Origin of the sequence: Acidaminococcus sp. HCP3S3_G9_1, assembly GCF_052122455.1 — a bacterium.
GTDB lineage: Bacteria > Bacillota > Negativicutes > Acidaminococcales > Acidaminococcaceae > Acidaminococcus.
Genome location: NZ_JBQKCH010000008.1, coordinates 56,457 through 77,354, shown reverse-complemented (window position 1 = coordinate 77,354; position 20,898 = coordinate 56,457). Strand labels below are relative to the sequence as shown.

Here is a 20,898-nt window from a genome sequence, read left to right as displayed (position 1 = left end):
GAAGGGCTTGCCTGCGGCGAGCCCCTACAACGTCTGTGGCAAAACTCAGATAAAATATTTTTGATTCCTTTTCTGGAAAACGATACTGCGTTGCATGTTCATTGCTGGATACCAGTATACCGTAAGGGGATTTCTCTGACAAGATTGCCGTGTCATTCTTTACGAGGATCCTTCCGCCAGACGGATTCTTTCCTAGGATTTCTGACTCCCGACTCCAACCTTTTCCATTGTTTTTTCCCCCCAGGAAATGTACAATAGATTCTGCCGGCCAGACTGCTCAGTCGGGCGGTACTTTTTTCTATAAGAAAGGATTTTTGCCATGCTTCGCAGAATCATGAAATGGCTGACGGGCTTTCCGGAGGGAAAGCAGCCGGAGGCAGCCTCTTCTTCAAGGGAAAGACACCGTTTCTCCCCCCAGCGTCTCCTGTCCATCATCCTGATTGCCGTACTGGCTGCCGGTCTTTTTTTCTGGCGCAGCCTGTCCACCCAGCGGGCAGAGGAAAAAGCGGCCCAGGAGCGGAACCGGATCATGGACCAGCAGAAAACCGGTTCCAAGACGGCAGGGCCGAAAAAATCTCTCCCCCAGGCCGGACAGAAACAGACCCCGGCCATGAACAAACAAACCGCCGCTCCTCTGCCCCAGCCTGCCCAGCCTCAGGGCCCCGTGCCCACCGGTCCCAAGGTCAAGGCCCAGACTCCGCCCATGATCCAGCCGAAGGCGAGATAAGCGGCGATAAGCGGCGTCCACAGGGCCGCCGCTGTCAGCTGTCAACGGTCAATGGCCGATGGATGCCAGCTTCGCTGGCTCTGAGTAAAACAATAAGGTTGCAACTTCTTCCAGACTATAATACAATATAAATCACTGAATTGTCACATTTTGAAATGAGGTGTTTTTTTGTCTGAGAAAGGTGTATCTACAGAATCCTTCAGCTCCCGGCTGGGATTCATCCTGGTGAGCGCCGGCTGTGCCATCGGCATCGGGAATGTGTGGAAGTTCCCCTACCTGTGCGGCCAGTTCGGAGGCGCCGCCTTTATCCTGATCTATCTGGTGTTCCTGCTCATTATGGGGATCCCGGTGATGGTCTGCGAATTCGCCATCGGCCGGGGCAGCCGCTGCAGCGCCGCCAAAAGCTTCGAAGCGCTGGAACCTCCCGGCACCTGCTGGCACCGGTTCAAGGCCATCAGCATCGTGGGCTGCTACATGCTGATGATGTACTACACCACGGTTACCGGCTGGATGCTGTACTACTGCTGGCTCCACATTACCGGCACCTTTGTGGGAGCCTCGCCCCAGTTCATCACCGCCACCTTCGGAACCATGCTCAAGGATCCGTCCAACCTGCTGTTCTGGATGGTGCTCACCTGTGCCATGGGCTTCGGTGTCTGCTACCTGGGAATCCAGAACGGGGTGGAGCGGATCACCAAATGGATGATGAGCGCCCTGCTGCTGCTGATGATCGTCCTGGCCGGCCACTCCCTGTTCCTGGAAGGAGCGGAAAAAGGGATCCGGTTCTACCTGGTACCCAATTTTGACACCCTGGCCCAGCTGGGCTGGGGGAATGTGATCTACGCCGCCATGAGCCAGGCCTTCTTTACCCTGTCCATCGGCATCGGAGCCATGCTGATATTCGGAGCCTACCTGCCCCACGGCCGGAGCCTGTTCGGCGAGGCCTCCACCATTACAGCGCTGGATACCTTTGTGGCTCTCATGGCCGGATTCATCATCATCCCCGCCTGCTTCGCCTTCGGGATCCAGCCGGACGCCGGTCCTTCCCTGATTTTCCTGACCATTCCCAATCTGTTCGTCCAGATGCCGGGCGGCCGGTTCTGGGGCATGCTGTTCTTTGTGTTCCTGTCCTTTGCAGCCCTGTCCACGGTGATTGCCGTATTTGAGAACATCATCGCCTTTGGCATGAACCTGTACGGCTGGAGCCGAAAAAAAAGCGTGGCCGTCAATGGGCTGGCCATTGTGCTCCTGAGCATCCCCTGTGTCCTGGGCTTCAATCTGTGGAGCGGATTCCAGCCCCTGGGCCCCGGGTCTTCCATCCTGGACCTGGAAGATTTCATCGTCTCCAACAACCTGCTGCCTCTGGGCAGCCTGGCCTTTGTGCTGTTCTGCACCAAAAAGAACGGCTGGGGCTGGACCCATTTCCTGGCGGAAGCCAATGACGGAGAAGGCCGGAACCTGCCGTCGTCCCTCCGGAATTACCTTCTGTATGTGCTGCCCCTTTTGATCATCACCATCTATCTGAAAGGGTATTACGACATGTTCAGCAAACAGGGCCCGGAAGTCCTGGCCAAGTGGCTGGTCCTGGCAGCACTGTTTTTGGGATTCATATTCTACACAGCGTCAAGAAAGAAAGCATGAAAAATGGGCTGTTGCACAGGCAGCAGCCCTTATTTTTTTTTTGCATTCCCCAGACATTTATTGTAAAATTGTAACATATTAATCATTCGTAGCATAGAAGTGAGGTAGTCTTATGTCAGAACAGCAAAGCACCCGTGATTCCTTCCAATCCCGTCTGGGCTTCATCCTGGTCAGCGCCGGCTGCGCCATCGGCATCGGCAATGTGTGGAAATTCCCCTATCTGTGCGGCCAGTACGGAGGGGCCGCCTTCATCCTTCTGTACCTGATTTTCCTGCTGATCCTGGGGATCCCAGTGCTCCTGTGTGAGTTCGCCCTGGGCCGCAGCAGCCGCCAGAGCGTAGCCCGCTGCTTCGACAGGCTGGCTCCCGCCGGCAGCCGCTGGCCCCGATTGAAATACATTGGCATTGCCGGAGTCATCCTGCTGATGCTGTACTACACCACGGTTACCGGGTGGATGCTGAACTACTGCTGGCTCCATCTGAAAGGAACCTTTGTGGGCCAGTCTCCGGCCTTCATCCAGACCACCTTCCAAGAGATGCTGGCCCAGCCTCTTTCCATGGGCTTCTGGACCTTCCTGTCCTGCCTCCTGGGGTTCCTGGTGTGCTATATGGGACTGGAAAAAGGCATCGAGCGGATTACCAAAGTGATGATGAGCGCCCTGCTGCTGCTGATGATCATCCTGGCGGTCCATTCCCTGTTCCTGCCGGGAGCGGAAAAGGGCATTGAATTCTACCTGGTACCCAATTTCGCTTCTCTGGAAAAACTGGGCTGGGGAAATGTGATCTATGCCGCCATGAGCCAGGCCTTTTTCACCCTCAGCGCCGGCAACGGAGCCATGATGATCTTTGCTTCCTATATGGACAAAAAGCGGAGCCTGCCGGGAGAAGCCCTGACCATCACCGCTCTGGACACCTTTGTGGCTCTCATGAGCGGCTTCATCATCATCCCCGCCTGCTTCGCCTATGGGATCCAGCCGGATGCCGGCCCTTCCCTGATCTTCCTCACCATCCCCAACCTGTTCACTCTGATGCCGGGAGGCCGGATCTGGGGCAGCCTGTTCTTTGTGTTCCTGTCCTTTGCAGCCCTGTCCACGGTGATTGCGGTCATGGAAAGCATCATTGCCTGCTTCCGGGAACTGCTGGGTTGGGACCGGCCCAAAGCCGCCTGGTTCGTATTTGCCCTCATTGCCCTGGGGAGCATTCCCTGCGTGCTGGGCTTCAACCTGTGGAGCGATTTCCAGCCTCTGGGGCCGGGCACCGGTGTCCTGGATCTGGAAGATTTCATCGTCTCCAACAACCTGCTGCCTCTGGGCGGTCTGACCTTTGTGCTGTTCTGCACTCGGAAAAACGGCTGGGGCTGGACCCACTTCCTGGAGGAAGTGAACCAGGGTGCCGGACGGAACCTGGCTGACCAATGGAAACTGTATTACACCTACGGCCTGCCCCTGGTGATCCTGGCCATCTACCTGAAAGGCTACGACGACCTGTTCGCCAAACAGGGCCCCACCGCCCTGGCCCAGTGGATGGTCATCGCCCTGGTGTTTTTGGGGTGGATCGGGTATTGCGTAAAGGGACGCGGAACAAAAAAAGAATAAGAAAAACGGGGGTGCTGCACGCAACGTGCAGCACCCCCTCTGTTTACCGTTCCAACTCCTGCACCGTCACTCCCGGATGCCGGTACTGGTCTTCTTTCAATACCACCCGGCCCCGGGCGGTGATGGCCTGATGGGGACAGCCATGGAGGCAGGCCAGGCAGTGGAGACAATGGTCCCCCATCACCGCCGCTTTTTCCCCCAGATGGATGTTTTCCACAGGGCACAGCCGTACACATTCCCCGCAGCGGACACACCGGTCCGGTGCCACCTGCACAGCCAGATACCAGTTCCCGATTTTCCGTCCCAGCCAGGTGTCAAAAAGCCCGGCCATCAGGGAATCCTGTTCCTGGGAATGGTCTTCCTTCCGTTTTTTCACCGCTTCCGCCCCTTCCCGGACCAGGGCCTCCTCCTTGTCCAGTTTTTTCAGGTCATACCCGATATGGGACTTCATGCAGATGGTGCTGTTGGCGATAAGCGGTACTGCCCGGCTCCAGGCAAGCCGGCAGCCCTTTTCTCCCAGCAGCTGCTGAAGGGTCCGGAAGGTCCGGCCCCAGGTACTGCCGCAGGTGGCCAGGGCATACACACAGGCGCCTTCCGGGAAAGCGTGGCTGCGGACAAACTCCTGCACATTGGCAGGCACATCCCCGTAGTACACCGGGAACACCAGGCCGACGGCCGGCCCTTCCAGTGTCTTTTCCCTGGTCCGGGTGACGGAACAGATCCCGTCCCCCAGGGCGGCGGCCAGTTTCCGGGCCAGGGCCAGGGAATTGCCGGTGGTGGAAAAATAATAAATCATGGTTTGCTTCCTTTCCTGATACAGAAAATCCAGCGTCTCAAAGAGACCGCTGGATTTTTTTCGGTTTCCGGTTTTCGTCCAGGGATACGTACACAAACAGGGCATCCGCCGCCCGGACGGGCTCCTGGTCTTCCTGTTCCGGTTCCAGCCAGGCCACCACTTCCACCTCCATGGAGGTGTTCCCCACCCGGATTACCCGGCCTTCCAGCTGAAGGACCGTACCGTAGGGGATGGGCACGTAAAAGTTCATGCCTTTTACAGCAGCTGTGGTCACCCGGGTCCAGGCGAACCGGTGGGCGGTGATCCCGCTCAGTTCGTCCATCCAGCCCATAAGGGTGCCACCGAAAAGGTGTCCGGCGGAATTGGCCATGGACAGCATCACGGACCGGGTCATGACCACCGGCTGGTTGTGTTCCAGCTTCATGCCTGCTCCTGGAGGGCGGCTTTCAGCACTTTTTCAAAGGCTTCCGCTACCGCCTGGTACCCTTCCTTGTTGGGATGGAGGCCGTCCTGGAACATGCTCCGGCCGGTTTTCTTTTCCGCTTCGCTGAGAACCTGTTCATAGTCCAGCACCGGCAGGTTCCGGCGTTCTGCTTCTTCCTGGAGCCATTGACGGTATTCCCGGAGGGCCGCATTGTGCTTTTCAAATTCACTGGGCAGCTGCCAACCCTTTTCCGTACTTTCGATCCGCGTCAAAGGCGGGATCCCCAGGATCACAATGGGCAGCCCTGCATCCCGGGCCTTGTCCAGGGTACCGGCCATGTTTTCTTCAATGGAGCTCATGGGTTCGTCCAGCAGGATGTCGTTCATGCCGCAGCACAGGAACACCCCGTCGGCCTTTTCATCCACCACATCCATTTTGAACATGCCCCACATGACCAGGGTCAGTTTGCCCCCGGCGGCGTTGTTCACCACCTCAAAGCCCATCTTTTTGGAAGCGATGTCATACCAGGTGTTGGCCAGGGTTTCGTTGGTGCAGCTTACCAGGCTGTCACCGATAAAAGCCATTTTCATGAAAATTTCTCCTTCAGTCTTTTTTGCTGAAATCCACACCCTGGTTCAGAGCCTCCAGGGCGTTGATCACCACCTGGCTCATGAGCTTGGAGCCCACCACCAGGGCGTTTTCGTTGGGACAGAGTTTGGCGTTGTGGAGGCCGTGGACCGGTTCCCCTTCGGTGCCGCAGCCCAGCCACAGGAAGCAGCCAGGGATATCCTGCATGTAGAAGCCGAAGTCTTCCGCCGTCAGATCCGGCACCACATGGGACGCCAGACCTTTTTCCCCCAGCACCTGCCGGGCCGTATCCTCCACCACTTTTTCCGGAACCGGCCAGTTGTCCAGTACCGGGTAGCCATAGTAATAGTTGAATTCGCAGTCCACGCCTGCAGAGGCCTTCAGGCCGTCCAGGATGCCCTGGATGAATTCCGGGATCCGTTTCCGGTTGGTTTCGTCCAGGGTCCGGATGGTCCCTTCCAGGGTCACTTCATCAGGCACCACATTGTACCGGGATCCCCCGTGGATGGTGCCGATGTTGATGGTGGCCGTGGCCAGAGGGCTCACCCGCCGGCTGACAATGTGGCTCACCTGCTGGAGGAAGTCCGCTGCCGCCATAATGGCATCGATGCCTTCCTGAGGATGGCCTGCATGGGAAGTCCGGCCTTTGATCACCACCTTGATCCGGTCGGAACCGGCCATCATGGCCCCGGGCTTTACCCCGATCTGGCCGCAGACAAAGTTGGGCCATACATGGAGACCGAATACCGCCTTTACGTCCTTCAGGAACCCGTCTTTGATCATATACCGGGCGCCGCCGGTGGGAGCCAGCTCTTCCGAAGGCTGGAACAGCAGCCGGACGCTGCCCTGGATTTCGTCCTTCCGCCGGAGCAGCCGAAGAACCGTTTCCAGCAGGGTGGTCATGTGGATGTCATGGCCGCAGGCATGCATTACCCCGGGATTTTTCGAAGCATAGGGCAGTCCTGTATCTTCCTTGACGGAAAGGGCGTCCATATCCGCCCGGAGAGCCACCATGGGCCCGGGGTTGTTTCCGGTGATGGTAGCCGCCACCCCGTAGTGGCCCTGGCCCCGGACCGGATCCAGTCCCAGGTCCTTCAGGATATTGAAAATCTTCTCCGAGGTATTCTTTTCTTCCGTGCTCACTTCCGGGTGTTCGTGGAACCACCGGCGCCATTCAATACATTGCGCTTCCAAAGCATCTTCCGTCATATGCAGTACATCCATGGAAATCCCCTCCAAAATCCAATGAAAACATCAGAAAAACTTTGCAATCAACAGGGTTATTCTACCATTTTTGGGGAGATTTGGAAATGGGGACTGTTAGCCGGGTATGTGTCAACAAGTTCTCGGTAAAGCCTTCATCACAGTATAGTTATTCATTCATTTCTGAAAGTGAAGAGTGCAGAGTGAAGAGTATGGGCCCGTAGAGGCCGCACAACCGGCGGCTCGCCAGATGTACGAGCCTCTGACCCCAACGATGTAGGAGGTCGCCGCAGGCAAACCCGTCCCGGCCGCCCAAAGGGTGTCCACCCGGCTCCCGGAGAATCGATGTATACCCGTACAAAGTGCCAGCAAGGCCGGAGGCCAAGTCCGCCCTGTGGGAGCGTTCCAGATGTGTCCCCCGCGACGGATGTGACGAATAGGAACATCCTAATCCTGTGGAAAAGGGGGAAAGGACCCGCGTCAGCGGGTAGGGGGTTCCCCCATGTCCGGTGGTGGGGGCATGAGGTCCTGAAAGGACCGAATCCCTTGGCAGGGGTACGGAACCTCCGGCCGGAAATGCAACAACATATACTGCAATCATCATATTCCTGACCAGTTTAGCATCGTAGGCTTCCAGTACCTAAGCCAGAGCCTGACACTGGAACTCGATTCCACGCCTCCAGACCTTCTTTTTCAAAGCCAGCCAGTTGGAACACCCCTTTATTAACAAGACCAGGCCGCCCTTTTTATATTTTACCATTTGTAGGTTCCAGAGGTGTTCTGCAGCGCATGATAAATATTCTTTTCCCTTTCATTCATATCGGAAAAACTGATAATCTGAAGATACTCTGGAAATCTTTTTTCCTGAGTTGTCATACTATTTTTTTGAAACTCGTCCGTTTTCCTGTCAAACAGGACTCTCAGCATGTTGTCTTTTTTATCAATGATGACAAATCCGCTTTTTCCATAACTGTAAATGTATCTTCTGTCCCATTGAAGCGATTGCCCGTCCTTTTCAATGGTAAATGCTCTCACATCATCATGGAGCCAATATTTGCCTTCATATTTGCTGATTTCGTAGCGGCTTCCGTCATAAAAATACAGAGAAGAAACCAATAGCCAGATTGAAATGACTCCTATGACTATCCCCGCAGCTTTTTTCATATGGATCAGTTTATCTCCTTATGCCAGCCGTAATCTCACGACCACATTTATTCTATTTGATTCGCCTCTTTACTTTCTTATAAAAATCAGGACAGATTGTTACCCCGTCCTCAAATAGACAGTCAAATACAGAGGCTTGTCCCGTATTTTTCAATTCTGTACAAACGGCGGGAATAATCCGGCTGGCTTCCTGATAAGTTATCTCCTGATATCCGAATGCATGAAATGTCTTTCGTACTGCGTTTTTGACTTCTACTGTCTTGTCGCTGGTTGCCTGATTGGTAAAAATATACCATTCTGCGGTTTGACAGGTATGCTGTTCCAACAGATAGAATACGGGAAGCAACGGACTCACAAATACAATCAGTTCATCAACAGTCCCGGCCAACCTCTGGAAAAGGGCCTGATCATCATCCAAATACGGCTGATCTGGGGCCAGCAGGATTTTGTATTCCCGATCCGGATAAAGATCAAAATTACACCAATCCAAAATGGAAAAATGAGGTAGACCTTTTTTCAAGACATCATAAAAGTCCAGAGGAGAATTTTCCTGAAAACGGCAGACCGTTTCTTTATACTTCCTATATTCTGCAGATTGCTGATACGCATAAGTCCCCCATGGTAAATTCCGGGGATAATATTGGTAAATTACCGAGATGTAATTTTTCATACAACATACCTCTTCCCTGAGGATAGGTCACCAAGCTCTCGTTGAAACCTTCATCATAGTGCATTTTTATAAGTTCAGCCTGCTTACCAAGTCGTTTTTTCCTATGATGACAATCCAGCGGTTGGGATTTGTTGCAGGTTCCGCCGTCAACACATATTCTCCCTTAGTTCCTTTTACTCCCCCATTCCGCTGATTGGTCTTCTTCATTTCCCAGCCGTTTTCCAAAAGACTGTTTTGAATCATATCCTGAGCTGCTTCCTGGGTAGCAGGGATGACCAAAGTCACTGCGAATTTTTGAGAGAGGAGTCCTTTGGTGTGGAGCGGATAAGGAGGTGCCGAACCATACTGGCTGCAGACAGGCAGTTCCATTACCGCCTGTTTCATCATTTTAGCATCCTGATGGAATCTCTCGGCAAAAAACAGCCGTCCGATTCCGGCTGCAGCCAGCCAGAGCAGGAAGGCAGCAAGGACCATATTCCAGATTGCTCTGCCTAGCGTTTTTCCCATAGACTTCACCCCTCTGCCTTTACTCTTCCTTTTGCCCAGTATACCCTGAAAGTATTTTTCTGACAATATTGCAGCGGCATTGTTCCAAGAGGCTATTGCATGCGCCACAGGCCCGTCAACGGTCAGCTGTCAATGGAGACCATCTGCCGAAGCAGATGCTTCTGAACGTAAAAATCGCAGGCCGGGGAGGGCGGGCCTGTGGCTCGCCCCTACTCCGTTGGAGTCGATGGTTGTTTGTTCGATTGGCTGGACGGGATTGACGTTGAGCCGACAAATGCGACGGACCGACAGATGTACGAATCTCTGACCCCAACGATGTAGGGGTTCCCCCCATGCCCGATGGTGGAGGCATGAGGTCCTGAAAGGACCGAATACCTGGGCAGAGGGTACGGAACCTCCGGCCGGAAATGCAGCAACGTATACTGCAATCATCATATTCCTGACCAGTTCAGCCAGGCTCGGGCTGACGTCCATTGCTTTTTCAGGACAAAGGTGCCAGCCCACGCACTTGTTATCCGCCCTTTGCAAGGGCGGGGGTATCCATGCGCAGCATGGGTGGTGGGTTAGCAGCGCCAGCTGCGTTTCCATTTAAAAATTTGCCTGCAAATTTCACCTTCGGCTCCAGACTTCAGACTCCAGACTTGAGCCGCTATGCGGCTCTACAGCTAGAGGGTGCTGCACAAAATGTGCAGCACCCTCTCTTTTCACGCATATTCCTCTCCGTCCCACAAGACGATGGTCCCGGTTTCCAGAGACTTGGGCACGTTGATGATCCGCTGGTTTTCGCTGCCTTTGAAACGCAGGTTCAGGTTCTTTTTGCTTTCCACAAATTCCCCGTCCACCAGCACATCCAGGTACCCCAGCATCTCCCGGGTAATGGCCGGGTCCCCCAGCTTTCCGGCCAGCATGTCGTGGTCGAAAAGATAGCCGCTGTAGCACCAGATGGTCTTTTTCGGATACCGCTCCCGGATGTGCCGCAGCACCCCCACCAGCACTTCCTGGTTGGCCGGTTCGAAGGGTTCCCCTCCCAGAAGGGAGAACCCTCGGATGTACTCCGGTTCCAGGTCTTCCAGGATTTCCTGCAGCTGGGCCTGGGTAAAGGGCTTGCCGAAGGCGAAATCCCAGGTTTCCTGGTTGAAACAGCCTTTGCAGTGGTGGGTGCAGCCGCTGACGTACAGGGAAACCCGTACCCCGGGGCCGTTGGCCACGTCACATTTTTTGATGGTTGCGTAATTCAACGAAAAGCCCCCTTACAGATGCAGCACTCTGGATTTGATTTCTTTGGTCTTCCCCACGTTCCAGAAGTTTTCTCCCAGATAGCCGCAGGTCCGCCGGGTCACGTTCATCTTGGACTGATCCTTGTTGTGGCACTGGGGGCATTCCCATTCCAGATTGTCGTTGATCTGGATTTCCCCGTCAAAGCCGCACACCTGGCAGTAGTCGGATTTGGTGTTGAACTCCGCGTACTGGATGTTGTCGTAGATGAACCGGACCACATCCTCGATGGCGGTGGGGTTCTTCTTCATGTTGGGAATTTCCACATAGGAAATGCAGCCGCCGGAGGAAATAGGCTGGAACTGGGCTTCGAACTTGAATTTGCTGAAGGCGTCGATAGGTTCCCGCACATCCACATGGTAGGAATTGGTGTAATATCCTTTGTCGGTAATATCCTTGATGGTTCCGAACCGTTCCTTGTCGATCCGGGCAAACCGGTAGCACAGGGATTCTGCCGGCGTGCCGTACAGGGCAAAGCCCAGGCCGGTCTGTGCCTTCCAGTCGTCGCAGGCTTTCCGCAGCCGCTTCATCACCCGCATGGCGAATTCTTCCCCTTCAGGAGTGGTGTGGCTGCAGCCTTTCATGGCCTTGGTGCATTCGTACAGGCCGATGTACCCCAGGCTCAGGGTGGAATAGCCCCCTTCCAGCAGCTTGTCGATGGTTTCCCCTTTCTTCAGACGGGCAATGGCGCCGTTCTGCCAGTGGATGGGGCTTACATCGCTGCGTATCCCCTTCAGGGCATTGTGCCGGACCATCAGAGCATCGTAGCACAGTTCCAGCCGTTCATCCAGCAGCTTCCAGAACTTTTCCTCGTCCCCTTTGGCCAGGATCCCGATCTGGGGCAGGTTCAGGGACACAACCCCCTGGTTGAACCGGCCTTCGAACTTGTAGTTGCCCTTTTCATCCTTCCAGGGAGACAGGAAGGACCGGCAGCCCATGGGGGAGAACACGTTCCCCTGGTAGATTTCCCGCATCTTCTTGGCGGAAATATAGTCCGGATACATCCGTTTGATGGAGCACTGGACCGCCAGTTTGGTCAGGTAGTCATATTTGCCGCCTTTCAGGCAGTTGAATTCATCCAGCACATAGACCAGTTTGGGGAAGGCCGGGGTCACATAGACGCCCACTTCGTTTTTGATGCCTTCCAGCCGCTGCCGGAGGATTTCCGCAATGATCTGGGCATTTTCTTCGATGTATTCGTCATTGGGGTCCAGGTGCAGGAACAGCGTCACAAAGGGAGACTGCCCATTGGTGGTCATCAGGGTGTTGATCTGGTACTGGATGGTCTGGACGCCGCTGGCCAGTTCGTCCTTCATCCGGCTGTCCAGGATGGCTTCCATTTCTTCTTCCGGCAGCTGGCCATGGGTAGTTTCAATCAGGCGCTTGCGGAATTTTTCCCGGCTCCGGCGCAGATATTTGCCCAGGTGGGACACGTCCACGGACTGGCCGCCATACTGGGCGGACGCCACGGAAGCGATGATCTGGGTCATAACGGTGCAGGCCACCTGGAAGCTCTTGGGGCTTTCGATCAGTTTGCCGTGCATCACCGTGCCGTTGTCCAGCATATCCCCCAGATTCACCAGGCAGCAGTTGAACATGGGCTGGATGAAGTAATCCGCATCATGGAAGTGGATTTCCCCCAGGTCATGGGCCTTGGAGATCTTCTCCGGCAGCACTACCCGGCGGGTCAGGTCACGGGATACTTCCCCGGCGATCAGGTCACGCTGGGTGGATACCATCACTGCATTCTTGTTGGAGTTCTCCTCCATTACGTCCTTGTTCTTGTTGCTGATCAGGCTCAGGATGGAATCATCGGTGGTGTTGGCCTTCCGGACCAGGGCCCGGTTATACCGGTAGATGATATAAGCCTTGGCCAGTTCATAATGGCCCCGGACCATGATCTGTTTTTCCACCATGTCCTGGATGTCTTCCACCAGCAGTCTCTTTTTATTTTTATGCTCTACGAAGGAAGCTATCTCTTCGATGTCTTCCTGTCCCAGCCGTTCTTTTTCTTCCACTGCCTTGTTGGCTTTGGATATGGCAGTGACGATCTTGTTCCGGTCAAAAGAAACCGTGGATCCGTCCCGTTTGATAACCTTCATGGCCGCTCCCCCTTAGAATATTTGTTGATAATTTACCGTATTTAAGAATAACTATCCTTATTATACATGAAAAACTGCAACTGTACAAATCCTTTTTCCAGTTCCGCACTTGTCGCTGATAGATATGATACACCAAAACTCCCGTTTCAGCAACTATATCTTGTGGCAAAAATCGTTTTATACCCCAAAAGAACACTATAGATAGTGTGTTTCCTTGGAAAGCACGGCTGTTACGTTTTTTCGCGCTCCAAGCTCTTTCCGTACCGGGACAGTCCAGGACCCACCCAAAGAAAAAGAGGACGGAATGGGCTTCTCCGTCCTCTGTTACAGATTTTCAAGTTTACAGTGAAACCAGGTGACACTCTCCGGTCACTTGTCTTCGGCAGCCAGCCGTTCCTGGAATTCCTGCCGGATGGCGGCCAGTTCTTCCGGATTCTCCACCAGTTCCAGAACCGTATCCGCCAGGATCTTGGCCCCAAAGGCCACGGCCTTGTGGGCGGCTTCACTTTTCCCGGCAGCAATGAATTCCGGGGAATGGGAACTGGTGCCGTCTGGCACAAAGGCCACCCGGATGCAGGACCCGGGGACCCGGTGCATTACATTGGCAAAATCCGTGGATCCGGTGCGCTGCCGGGGAGGCTGACAGTTGGGGGCCTGAAGTGCCCGGGCATGCTTCATCAGAATGTCGTTGAGCTGAAGGTTGGGGATCTTGTTATCCAGGATTTTTCCCACTTTGGCCTCCACTTCCGTTTCCGTCATCAGAGCCGCCCCCTGGAAGATCTTTTCCAGCCGGACCATCAGTTCCTTCACCGCTTTTACAGTATTGGCCCGTACCATCACCTGGGCTTTGGTGAGACTGGGCACCACATTGGCGGCGGTGCCGCCTCCGTCGGTAATGTTGTAATGGAGCCGCACATCGTCAGTCACATGCTCCCGGAGACATTCCATGCCGTGGAAGGCCAGGCACATGGCATCCAGACTGCTCCGGCCCGCTTCCGGTTTCAGGGCCGCATGGGCGGCTTTTCCATGGTAGGTCAGGTCATATTCTGCATTGGCCAGGCATTTGATGTCCGTCTGGGTGGCCGGCCCCCCGTGCATCATCAGGGCCACATCCAGCTCTTCAAAGGTACAGCCGTTCCGGATCATAATGTATTTGCCGCTGATGTTTTCTTCTCCGGGAGTCCCGTACACCGTCAGGGTAAAAGGATTGTCCCCGGCTGCCTGCCGGATGGCCTCTGCCGCCCCCAGGATCGCCGGTCCCTGCATCTGATGGCCGCAGCCATGGCCCATGCCCGGCAGGGCGTCGTATTCGCACAGGAGCCCCAGATTGGGTCCCCCTTCTCCGTTTTTCCACACAGCCCGGAAGGCGGTCTCCAGGCCCCCGATGCCCCGGGTCACGGCAAAACCGTGGGCTTCCAGCCAGTCCGTCAGCAGTTTGCTGGCAAACACCTCATGAGGTCCGATTTCCGGATGGTCAAAAATGGCATCTGCCATGTCCGTCAGTTCTTTTGCATGTCCGTCCACCCAGTTATTGGCCCGGGCAATCATTTCATCCAGCATCTTTTTCTCCTTCCGCAGGTCCCTGACCGATTTTCTCTCCGGTCACCCACTCTGCACTCTTCACTCTTCACTCTTCACTCAAAGTATCACATAGGTCCCAGATGGATGAACTGGGCGATAGAGGCCAGGATACAGCCTACAATCAGCCAGATCAGGAACAGTTTCCACATGAACCGCATCCACCGGTCATAAGGGATATTGGTAACACTCAGGGTCCCCATGAGGGCGGTGGAGGTGGGCAGCACATAGTTGCAGAATCCGTCCCCGAAGTTGAAGGCCAGCACCGTGGTCTGCCGGGTCACCCCCAGCACATCCGCCAGAGGGGTCAGGATGGGCATCACTGCCACCGCCTGGCCGCTGCCGCTGGTGAGGAAAATGTTGATGACGGTGTTGGCCAGGACCATCCCCGGTGCGATTACCACCGCCGGCAGCCCTTCCAGCAGGGAGGACAGACTGTGGACGATGGTGTAGGTAATCTTCCCGTCATTCATAATGGTGCTGATGGCAGTGGCCATGCCGATGATGTAGGCGGCTCCCAGCATCTGTTTGCTGCCGTCGATGAGATCTTTGCACATTTCATTGGCACTGGCGCCGCTGACCAGGTCCGCCACCACCGCGTACACCAGGAACAGGGCGGACATTTCGCTCATACCCCATTTCAGGGCAATGGCTCCGTAAATGATCACCACAAAAGTAATGACAAGGAGCACCAGGGGCAGTACTTTGTTCCGGTCCAGGATGCCGGTCTTTTCCAGATCCATGGCATCTCCGGAAGCCTTTGCCTCCTGATCCAGATCGTACATGGGGCTCAGTTCCGGACGGGCCTTCACCTTTTTGGCATACCGGATCAGGAAAATATTGGTGACGATATAATAGACCACAAAGCAGAAGGCCCGGTATCCCAGCCCGGAATAAGGGGGCAGTTCCGCAATGTTCTGGGCCACCACCGTGGTGTACATGTTCAGGGTGCCGGTGGAAAACCCGATGGCCCCGCCCAGGAGCATAATGGCCGCCCCGGTGAGAGAATCCAGCCCCATGGCCATGGCCAGCATCACCATGACCGGCGCAAAAGGAATGAAGGTGTTGGCTCCCTGGGTGGTGCAGATCAGCCCGAAAATCAGGGTGAGCACCGGGATGAACACATCCAGCCGGTCAGAGAACTTCCGGGCTCCCAGGGCCAGGATGGCCTGAAGGGAACCGGTTTTGGTCACCACATGGAAGGCGGACCCGGCCATAAGGATCACCATCACCAGGTCGATCCTTTTGCTGAAAGCCTGGATAATGTACAGGGGAATCTTCAGAGGATTGACCCCGGAACTTTTCACATAGTGGAAGGTAGCCGGATCCACCACCTTTTTCCCGCTGGCATTCTTCACAAAATCATACATCCCTGCGGGAATGATCCAGGTCAGGATCACCGCAGCTACAATCAGGGCAAAAATAATGATAAAGGTGTGAGGCACCTTCATCTTCTTCACCGTTTTCCCATTGGCCATACCAGTCACTTCCCTTTCCCCGGGCAATGCCCGGTCTGTTGTTGTTCTGATACCTGTATTGTACGGGGCATTGTGCGAAAATTCAAATTGTGGTATTTTATTAAGTGATAAATTTTTTCAATCGTTTTTTCAAACCCCTCTGCTGAAAGGAGTCCGGCCATGGTCCTGAATCTCCGCCAGCTGCAGTATCTCTGTACCCTGGCTGAAACCGGCAGCTACCATACGGCTGCCCGTAAACTGTACATTACCCAGCCTACCCTGAGCATTGCTGTGAAAAAGCTGGAAGAACGGCTCCATCAGACGCTGTTCACCCGCCAAAGCAAGCAGGTGGTGCCCACCGAAGCCGGAGAACTGGTGCTGGCAGCCGCCCGGGAGATGCTGGCCCTGGACCGGGAGCTGGAAGGAAGGCTCCAGGCCCTCCAGGAAAACCGAAAAGACCGGCTGCGGATCGGTACCTATCTGATTTTTTCGGCCCTGCTGATGCCCACTTTAATGACTCAGTTCCACAAAAGCCATCCCCAGGTGGAACTCCGGCTCCAGCACAGGCACTATCAGGAACTGATCCAGGATCTGGCCCGGGACCAGTTCGATCTGATCCTTTGCTTCCAGGATGCTCCAAATCCCGATTTTGTCTGCCGCAGGCTCCGGCAGGAAGGATTCCTGGTGGTATTGCCGGCGGACCATCCTCTCTGCCAAAAGGCCCGTCCCCTGCCCGACAGCCGTTTCCCCTATCTGCCTGGAGAACTGCTGAAAGAAGAAACGTTCCTCCTCCAAAGCCACAGCCAGCAGATCCGGCTCCAGGAAGACAAACTGCTGGCAGATCTGGGAAAAATTCCCCGTACCAGGGAAATCGAAAACATTGAAACAGCCGTCCGCCTGGCTGCCGGAGGAATGGGCATCGCTTTCTGTATGGAATCCTACACCCAGGCCTTCCACACCTCCAAACCGGTCCGGTATTTCCGTACCGGGGACCCGGCCCGGTACCCCTGGCTCACCATCTGCTACAAAAAAGAAAAAGCCAAAAGCAAAAACCTCCTGGCCTTTGTGAACCTGATCCAAAAGACCGTGGAGGAGATATTGTAAAAGGGGGTGTTGCCTGCATAAGCAACACCCCCGTCAACGGTCAGCTCCTTTACACCAGCCCCTTCTCCTTTGCCGCTGCCAGGAGTTTTTCCCGGAAGGCAGGATGGGCCACGCTGACCAGTTCTTTCACCCGTTCCTTTACCGAGGCTCCCCGCAGCCAGGCCACTCCATACTCGGTGACCACATAGTCGATGTCGTTCCGGGAGGTGGACACCACAGTTCCAGGACGGAAACAGGGGACGATTTTGGATTTCAGCACCTTTTCCCCCTTTGTATTCCGGGCAGCATACACGGACCGAAGAGCCAGGATGGATTTCCCTCCGGGAGACAGCTGGGCCCCCTGGATGGTTTCCGTCTGGGCCCCGGTGGCGGAAAACTGGGCGAACCCCATGGATTCTGCGGCAATCTGCCCGGTAAGGTCGATTTCCAGCCCGGTGTTCAGGGACACCATGTTCCGATTCCGGGCGATGATCCTGGGTTCGTTGGCAAAGGTCCCTCTGCGGAATATCACCCCCGGATTCCCGTCCAGAAAGTCATAGAGCTTCTGGGACCCGTTGGCAAAGGCGCAGAGGGAAACTCCCTCCTGGAACCCTTTCCGGCTGTTGTCCACGGCTCCGCACCGGATCAGGTCCATCAGGCTGTCACTGAACAGCCCGGAATGGATTCCCAGATGATGCCGGACCTTCAGTTCTTCTGCCACAGCGCTGGGAATGTGCCCCACCCCCAGCTGGAGGGTGGATCCGTCCGGGATCAGTTCCGCCACCTGGGCGGCAATCTTCCGGTCCAGGTCCCCCAGACCGGGCACCGGAGATACGGGAGGCTTCCGGTCCGTTTCCACAAAGGCTGTGACCTGGGAAATGGGCAGCAGGGTATCCCCCCAGGTCCGTGGAAAATGGGGGCTCACTTCCAGGAGCACCACCGCTCCCCGGTCGATGATGTCCCGTTCGAACAGGGCGGACAGGGACAGGGAAAAATACCCGTGGGCATCCATGGGAGAAGCCGTAGCCAGGAGTACCGGCCGCCGGTTCCGGGCAGCCACTCTCTGGAGAGTCTTCCGGACCAGGCTGGTGGATCCGGCGGGAAGGAAGCTGCACAGCCCTTCCGCATGGGCCTTCCGGGTGGGGGCACTGAAGAACCAGGACACATGGTCCAGGGTTCCGGCCATGGAGGGATCATGGTACCAGGGCAGATCCGCCACGGGCATACAGGAGTTGTAGGTGATGCCTTTCCGGCCCCGTTTTTTCAAGAGGGGCATGGCTTCCAGCAAAGTCACCGGCTCCGCCATGGCCTGGGCGGACAGCACATAGTCCCCGTCCCGGAGTTCCTCCAGCACTTCCCCTGCACTGTTTTTCCGTTTGCGATTGTATTCCTCTGAAAGGCTCATGGATGGATTCTCCTTTGTTTTTTCTCCATTATACCAAAAAAAGAGGCTGTTGCCTAAGCAACAGCCTCTTTTAGAATTCTCTTACAGGCTTTCTGCGAAAGCTTCCAGAGCGGTCTGAGCCTGACCAAAGTCACGGGTCATCTGGTCCACACCAATCTTCACATGAGGAATGTGGTGAGCATCCAGAGCCTTCTTCAAATCAGGATATTCCATTTCTTCCGGATCGCAGAACTGCATCATGAACACCACAACGCCTTCAGCGCCGCTGTCTTTCACCAGCTGGCACACATGTTCAGCACGGGCGTTCTTGGCAAAGTCCGGATCGTACAGCAGAACGTCGTTCTTCTGTTTGGCGAACTGGACGGCCAGAGCCTGGAGGCCATTGTCCAGATCTTCCGGAGCGTCCACGGCGAAGCTGCGGCTTTCATAAGCGCAGTCATCGGCAGCCACGGCCAGTTTGTTGTCGTCCATGGCTTTCAGGATGCCGGGCATGTTGTAGATGATGCCGGAAACAACCACTTTGTGGCCGTCGAATTTGCCGGCAGGAGCAGCAGCCAGTTCCTTGTTCAGTTCTTCCAGCTTTGCAGTGTATTCATCCTTCAGCATGAAGTAAGCAGCACGGAGGATGGCGGCACGTACGGAAGCCGGAATCAGATCAGGATGTGCGTTGGCCAGTTTACAGAATTCACGGCGGGCAGCACGGCTCTTGTTGTACACTTTGATGGCATCCAGGATGGCATCATTGGTGATTTCATGGCCGCAGATTTCTTCCAGATGGCCTTTTACTTCGTTGTAGGCATCATAGGTGAACTGCTTGCCGGCCGCAGTCTGACGGACCTGGGGATGAGCCAGGAAAATAACAGGCATCTTGTCCTTCATGGCCACTTTGAAGTTCTGGCTCATGGGACGCAGGGTATCGCAGAGAACCGGAGTGATGATCCCGGACAGACCGTCCAGGGTCCCGTCCAGCAGCATTTCCAGAGACTGTTGGGCAATGGTGCAGTAGAAGGAAGCACAGTATTCCTTGGAACGGATTTCCTGTTTGCCGTTGCAGCCCCATACACCCATGGGAACCATACCAGCAGCATAGACCAGTTCTTCCGGAACATAGTAAGGCAGGACGCCAATGGCTTTCTTGCCCTGGGCTTTATATTTGGCCAGCATGGTCTTCGGGCTGGCAGATACTTTTTGGAACTCTTCAATAAGTGCACTGATAGCCATTGTTATTTCCCCTTCTTTTCATCATTTGCTTCCATGGCTTCGACCAAGCCTTGAACACGGGTCTCGTACTGAGCCGCGTTGAAGTTTCTCGGGTCAGCCTGGTCACCGTCGAATCCAGCAGTGGGGATACCCATGTCTTTGGTGAAACGACGCTGCATTTCAGGCATGTAACCGCTCCAAGGTTTGCAGGACCGGTTGAAGTGAACCAGTACGCCGTCAACCTTGTTGTCCCGGATCAGGCCTTCACGCCAGGCAACACCCTGTTCGATGCTGACGGAGTTCGGAGCCTTGCAGTAGGCTTTGACCAGTTCGTCCAGGTTGTTGTACACGAACCCGAAAGCAGGAGCATACACAACGCCGGTGATGTTCAGGCCGTTGGCTTTCAGCGGTTTGAACAGGTTCGGCAGTTTCGGCCAGCAGGGAATCCCTTCGAACATAATACGATGCTGTTCTTTGAAGGGAGCGGTAGTGGTGCCTTCCTTCACATGCTGTTCCAGTTCCTTGGCCAGCAGTTCGAAAGCTTCAGCAGCTTCCACACGGCCACGGGCGGTTACCACGTCAGCCATATGGTTGAACAGGTCGAACCCGTTGAAGGGAGCCGGTTTGTACTGCAGATAGTCGCAAACCTTCAACCAAGCTTTGGCGGTACGGTTGGCGTTCTGGCAGCACTGTTCGAATTTGTCTTCATCGAACTTCTTGCCGGTGATTTCTTCCATTTGACGGATGGCCGTATCCAGCTGGGACCGGATGTATTTTACGTTGGCTTCGTTTACATGGTCGAATTCGTTGTAAGGAACGTCGATCATGATCAAAGGAATGTTGTGCCGACGGGCAATGTCTTCATACCATTTGGTCATGCAGTTGCAGATGTTGTTGCAGCACAGCAGGAAATCCGGCTGAGGCATGGTCATCTGACGGTATTTGTGCAGTGCGTTCTGACGGCGGGTCTTTTCTTCCCCTTCCGGCAGGGCAGCGATTTCATAGATGTTGTCTACCGTAGCATAGGGTTTCAGGGTCTTGGGATCGATCACGGGTTTGCCGTTTTCGTCGAAGACTTTCTTCCCATCGGCATCTTTCATCTGTTTCCCGCTGTTGGGGTTGATGACATAGTTGCCGTCTTTGTCCATCTTATTGGCACCGCGGAAACCTGCGGAATAAGCCAGGGAAATACGGGCATAGCCGCAGATATCGTTGTCGTACCCCATATCTTCAGCAGCCTGGCACATCACTTCGCCGTCACGGTTGGCAGCGATGCCGGCAGCCTGGTTTTCAGGATACCCTACATGCAGACCGAAAGATTCTGCCAGTTCGCAGGGGAACTTGGAAGAGGACCATCCTACTTTTTCTCCTCTTTCTTTGGCTTCCCGCAGTTCTCTGTAAACCTTTTCAACAACATCTCTCAATGCCTGAACGCCAGGGCTTACTTTCTTTGGCATAATGATCCTTCCTTCTTTACATGGTAT

18 protein-coding genes are annotated in these 20,898 nt (G+C 55.0%); 4 read left to right on the top strand and 14 right to left on the bottom strand.

Annotated elements, in window-relative coordinates:
* Window positions 1-319 precede the first annotated feature (319 nt).
* The 3 genes from ACTQY1_RS06525 (at window position 320) to ACTQY1_RS06515 (ending at window position 3,962) form a co-directional block, all read left to right on the top strand.
* Window positions 320-727: a hypothetical protein gene (locus tag ACTQY1_RS06525; RefSeq protein WP_288310372.1), complete on the top strand. Its 408-nt coding sequence runs from the start codon at window positions 320-322 to the stop codon at window positions 725-727.
* 168 nt (window positions 728-895) lie between these two features.
* Window positions 896-2,368, top strand: a complete 1,473-nt coding sequence (locus tag ACTQY1_RS06520; RefSeq protein ID WP_441368904.1) for a sodium-dependent transporter — start codon at window positions 896-898, stop codon at window positions 2,366-2,368.
* A 112-nt stretch (window positions 2,369-2,480) separates the two neighbouring features.
* A complete protein-coding gene (locus ACTQY1_RS06515; protein WP_441368905.1) occupies window positions 2,481-3,962 on the top strand; it encodes a sodium-dependent transporter in 1,482 nt (493 codons plus the stop codon).
* Between the two features lie 43 nt (window positions 3,963-4,005).
* On the opposite strand, the gene ACTQY1_RS06510 is transcribed toward ACTQY1_RS06515, so the two are convergent.
* The 11 genes from ACTQY1_RS06510 to ACTQY1_RS06460 all read right to left on the bottom strand — a co-directional run bounded on the left by ACTQY1_RS06510 (window position 4,006) and on the right by ACTQY1_RS06460 (window position 15,747).
* Window positions 4,006-4,758, bottom strand: a complete 753-nt coding sequence (locus ACTQY1_RS06510; RefSeq protein WP_441368906.1) for an EFR1 family ferrodoxin — start codon at window positions 4,756-4,758, stop codon at window positions 4,006-4,008.
* A 37-nt stretch (window positions 4,759-4,795) separates the two neighbouring features.
* Window positions 4,796-5,182, bottom strand: a complete 387-nt coding sequence (locus ACTQY1_RS06505) for an acyl-CoA thioesterase (RefSeq protein WP_302157921.1) — start codon at window positions 5,180-5,182, stop codon at window positions 4,796-4,798.
* Window positions 5,179-5,772, bottom strand: coding sequence for an SGNH/GDSL hydrolase family protein (locus ACTQY1_RS06500; RefSeq protein WP_279127942.1), 594 nt, complete (start codon window positions 5,770-5,772; stop codon window positions 5,179-5,181). The genes ACTQY1_RS06505 and ACTQY1_RS06500 overlap by 4 nt, the downstream gene beginning before the upstream one ends.
* Window positions 5,773-5,785: 13 nt before the next feature.
* Window positions 5,786-6,994 (bottom strand): M20 metallopeptidase family protein, encoded by a 1,209-nt coding sequence (locus ACTQY1_RS06495; RefSeq protein WP_441368907.1) that lies wholly within the window; start codon window positions 6,992-6,994, stop codon window positions 5,786-5,788.
* A gap of 732 nt (window positions 6,995-7,726) precedes the next feature.
* Window positions 7,727-8,137, bottom strand: coding sequence for a hypothetical protein (locus ACTQY1_RS06490; protein ID WP_441368908.1), 411 nt, complete (start codon window positions 8,135-8,137; stop codon window positions 7,727-7,729).
* 52 nt (window positions 8,138-8,189) lie between these two features.
* On the bottom strand, window positions 8,190-8,807 hold the full coding sequence (locus ACTQY1_RS06485; RefSeq protein WP_279127945.1) for a hypothetical protein: 618 nt from the start codon (window positions 8,805-8,807) through the stop codon (window positions 8,190-8,192).
* 66 nt (window positions 8,808-8,873) lie between these two features.
* A complete protein-coding gene (locus ACTQY1_RS06480; protein ID WP_441368909.1) occupies window positions 8,874-9,314 on the bottom strand; it encodes a hypothetical protein in 441 nt (146 codons plus the stop codon).
* A 704-nt stretch (window positions 9,315-10,018) separates the two neighbouring features.
* Complete coding sequence (gene nrdG / locus ACTQY1_RS06475) at window positions 10,019-10,552, bottom strand: anaerobic ribonucleoside-triphosphate reductase activating protein (protein ID WP_012939145.1); 534 nt, start codon at window positions 10,550-10,552, stop codon at window positions 10,019-10,021.
* 12 nt (window positions 10,553-10,564) lie between these two features.
* A complete protein-coding gene (gene nrdD / locus ACTQY1_RS06470) occupies window positions 10,565-12,691 on the bottom strand; it encodes an anaerobic ribonucleoside-triphosphate reductase (protein WP_154487844.1) in 2,127 nt (708 codons plus the stop codon).
* A 369-nt stretch (window positions 12,692-13,060) separates the two neighbouring features.
* A complete protein-coding gene (locus ACTQY1_RS06465) occupies window positions 13,061-14,251 on the bottom strand; it encodes a M20 family metallopeptidase (RefSeq protein ID WP_154487845.1) in 1,191 nt (396 codons plus the stop codon).
* An 86-nt stretch (window positions 14,252-14,337) separates the two neighbouring features.
* Window positions 14,338-15,747 (bottom strand): YfcC family protein, encoded by a 1,410-nt coding sequence (locus ACTQY1_RS06460; protein ID WP_154487846.1) that lies wholly within the window; start codon window positions 15,745-15,747, stop codon window positions 14,338-14,340.
* Window positions 15,748-15,906: 159 nt separating this feature from the next.
* Here ACTQY1_RS06460 and ACTQY1_RS06455 point away from each other — a divergent pair, with 159 nt between their 5' ends.
* Window positions 15,907-16,830: a LysR family transcriptional regulator gene (locus ACTQY1_RS06455; RefSeq protein WP_441368910.1), complete on the top strand. Its 924-nt coding sequence runs from the start codon at window positions 15,907-15,909 to the stop codon at window positions 16,828-16,830.
* A 49-nt stretch (window positions 16,831-16,879) separates the two neighbouring features.
* On the opposite strand, the gene ACTQY1_RS06450 is transcribed toward ACTQY1_RS06455, so the two are convergent.
* From ACTQY1_RS06450 to hgdA, 3 genes are all read right to left on the bottom strand, one after another.
* Window positions 16,880-18,214 carry an acetyl-CoA hydrolase/transferase family protein gene (locus tag ACTQY1_RS06450; RefSeq protein ID WP_441368911.1) on the bottom strand — a complete coding sequence of 445 codons (1,335 nt, stop codon included), beginning with the start codon at window positions 18,212-18,214 and terminating at the stop codon, window positions 16,880-16,882.
* 81 nt (window positions 18,215-18,295) lie between these two features.
* Window positions 18,296-19,435 carry a (R)-2-hydroxyglutaryl-CoA dehydratase subunit beta gene (gene hgdB, locus ACTQY1_RS06445; protein WP_303225178.1) on the bottom strand — a complete coding sequence of 380 codons (1,140 nt, stop codon included), beginning with the start codon at window positions 19,433-19,435 and terminating at the stop codon, window positions 18,296-18,298.
* A 2-nt stretch (window positions 19,436-19,437) separates the two neighbouring features.
* A complete protein-coding gene (gene hgdA, locus ACTQY1_RS06440) occupies window positions 19,438-20,871 on the bottom strand; it encodes a (R)-2-hydroxyglutaryl-CoA dehydratase subunit alpha (protein ID WP_279127953.1) in 1,434 nt (477 codons plus the stop codon).
* Window positions 20,872-20,898: the final 27 nt, after the last annotated feature.

Coding starts and splice junctions, on each gene's coding strand:
- ACTQY1_RS06460 (WP_154487846.1), bottom strand. CDS start 15,747: ATGGCCAATGGGAAAACGGTGAAGAAGATGAAGGTGCCTCACACCTTT.
- ACTQY1_RS06515 (WP_441368905.1), top strand. CDS start 2,481: ATGTCAGAACAGCAAAGCACCCGTGATTCCTTCCAATCCCGTCTGGGC.
- hgdA (WP_279127953.1), bottom strand. CDS start 20,871: ATGCCAAAGAAAGTAAGCCCTGGCGTTCAGGCATTGAGAGATGTTGTT.
- ACTQY1_RS06500 (WP_279127942.1), bottom strand. CDS start 5,772: ATGAAAATGGCTTTTATCGGTGACAGCCTGGTAAGCTGCACCAACGAA.
- ACTQY1_RS06465 (WP_154487845.1), bottom strand. CDS start 14,251: ATGCTGGATGAAATGATTGCCCGGGCCAATAACTGGGTGGACGGACAT.
- ACTQY1_RS06490 (WP_441368908.1), bottom strand. CDS start 8,137: ATGAAAAAAGCTGCGGGGATAGTCATAGGAGTCATTTCAATCTGGCTA.
- ACTQY1_RS06480 (WP_441368909.1), bottom strand. CDS start 9,314: ATGGGAAAAACGCTAGGCAGAGCAATCTGGAATATGGTCCTTGCTGCC.
- ACTQY1_RS06505 (WP_302157921.1), bottom strand. CDS start 5,182: ATGAAGCTGGAACACAACCAGCCGGTGGTCATGACCCGGTCCGTGATG.
- nrdD (WP_154487844.1), bottom strand. CDS start 12,691: ATGAAGGTTATCAAACGGGACGGATCCACGGTTTCTTTTGACCGGAAC.
- hgdB (WP_303225178.1), bottom strand. CDS start 19,435: ATGGCTATCAGTGCACTTATTGAAGAGTTCCAAAAAGTATCTGCCAGC.
- ACTQY1_RS06510 (WP_441368906.1), bottom strand. CDS start 4,758: ATGATTTATTATTTTTCCACCACCGGCAATTCCCTGGCCCTGGCCCGG.
- ACTQY1_RS06525 (WP_288310372.1), top strand. CDS start 320: ATGCTTCGCAGAATCATGAAATGGCTGACGGGCTTTCCGGAGGGAAAG.
- ACTQY1_RS06495 (WP_441368907.1), bottom strand. CDS start 6,994: ATGGATGTACTGCATATGACGGAAGATGCTTTGGAAGCGCAATGTATT.
- ACTQY1_RS06450 (WP_441368911.1), bottom strand. CDS start 18,214: ATGAGCCTTTCAGAGGAATACAATCGCAAACGGAAAAACAGTGCAGGG.
- ACTQY1_RS06455 (WP_441368910.1), top strand. CDS start 15,907: ATGGTCCTGAATCTCCGCCAGCTGCAGTATCTCTGTACCCTGGCTGAA.
- ACTQY1_RS06485 (WP_279127945.1), bottom strand. CDS start 8,807: ATGAAAAATTACATCTCGGTAATTTACCAATATTATCCCCGGAATTTA.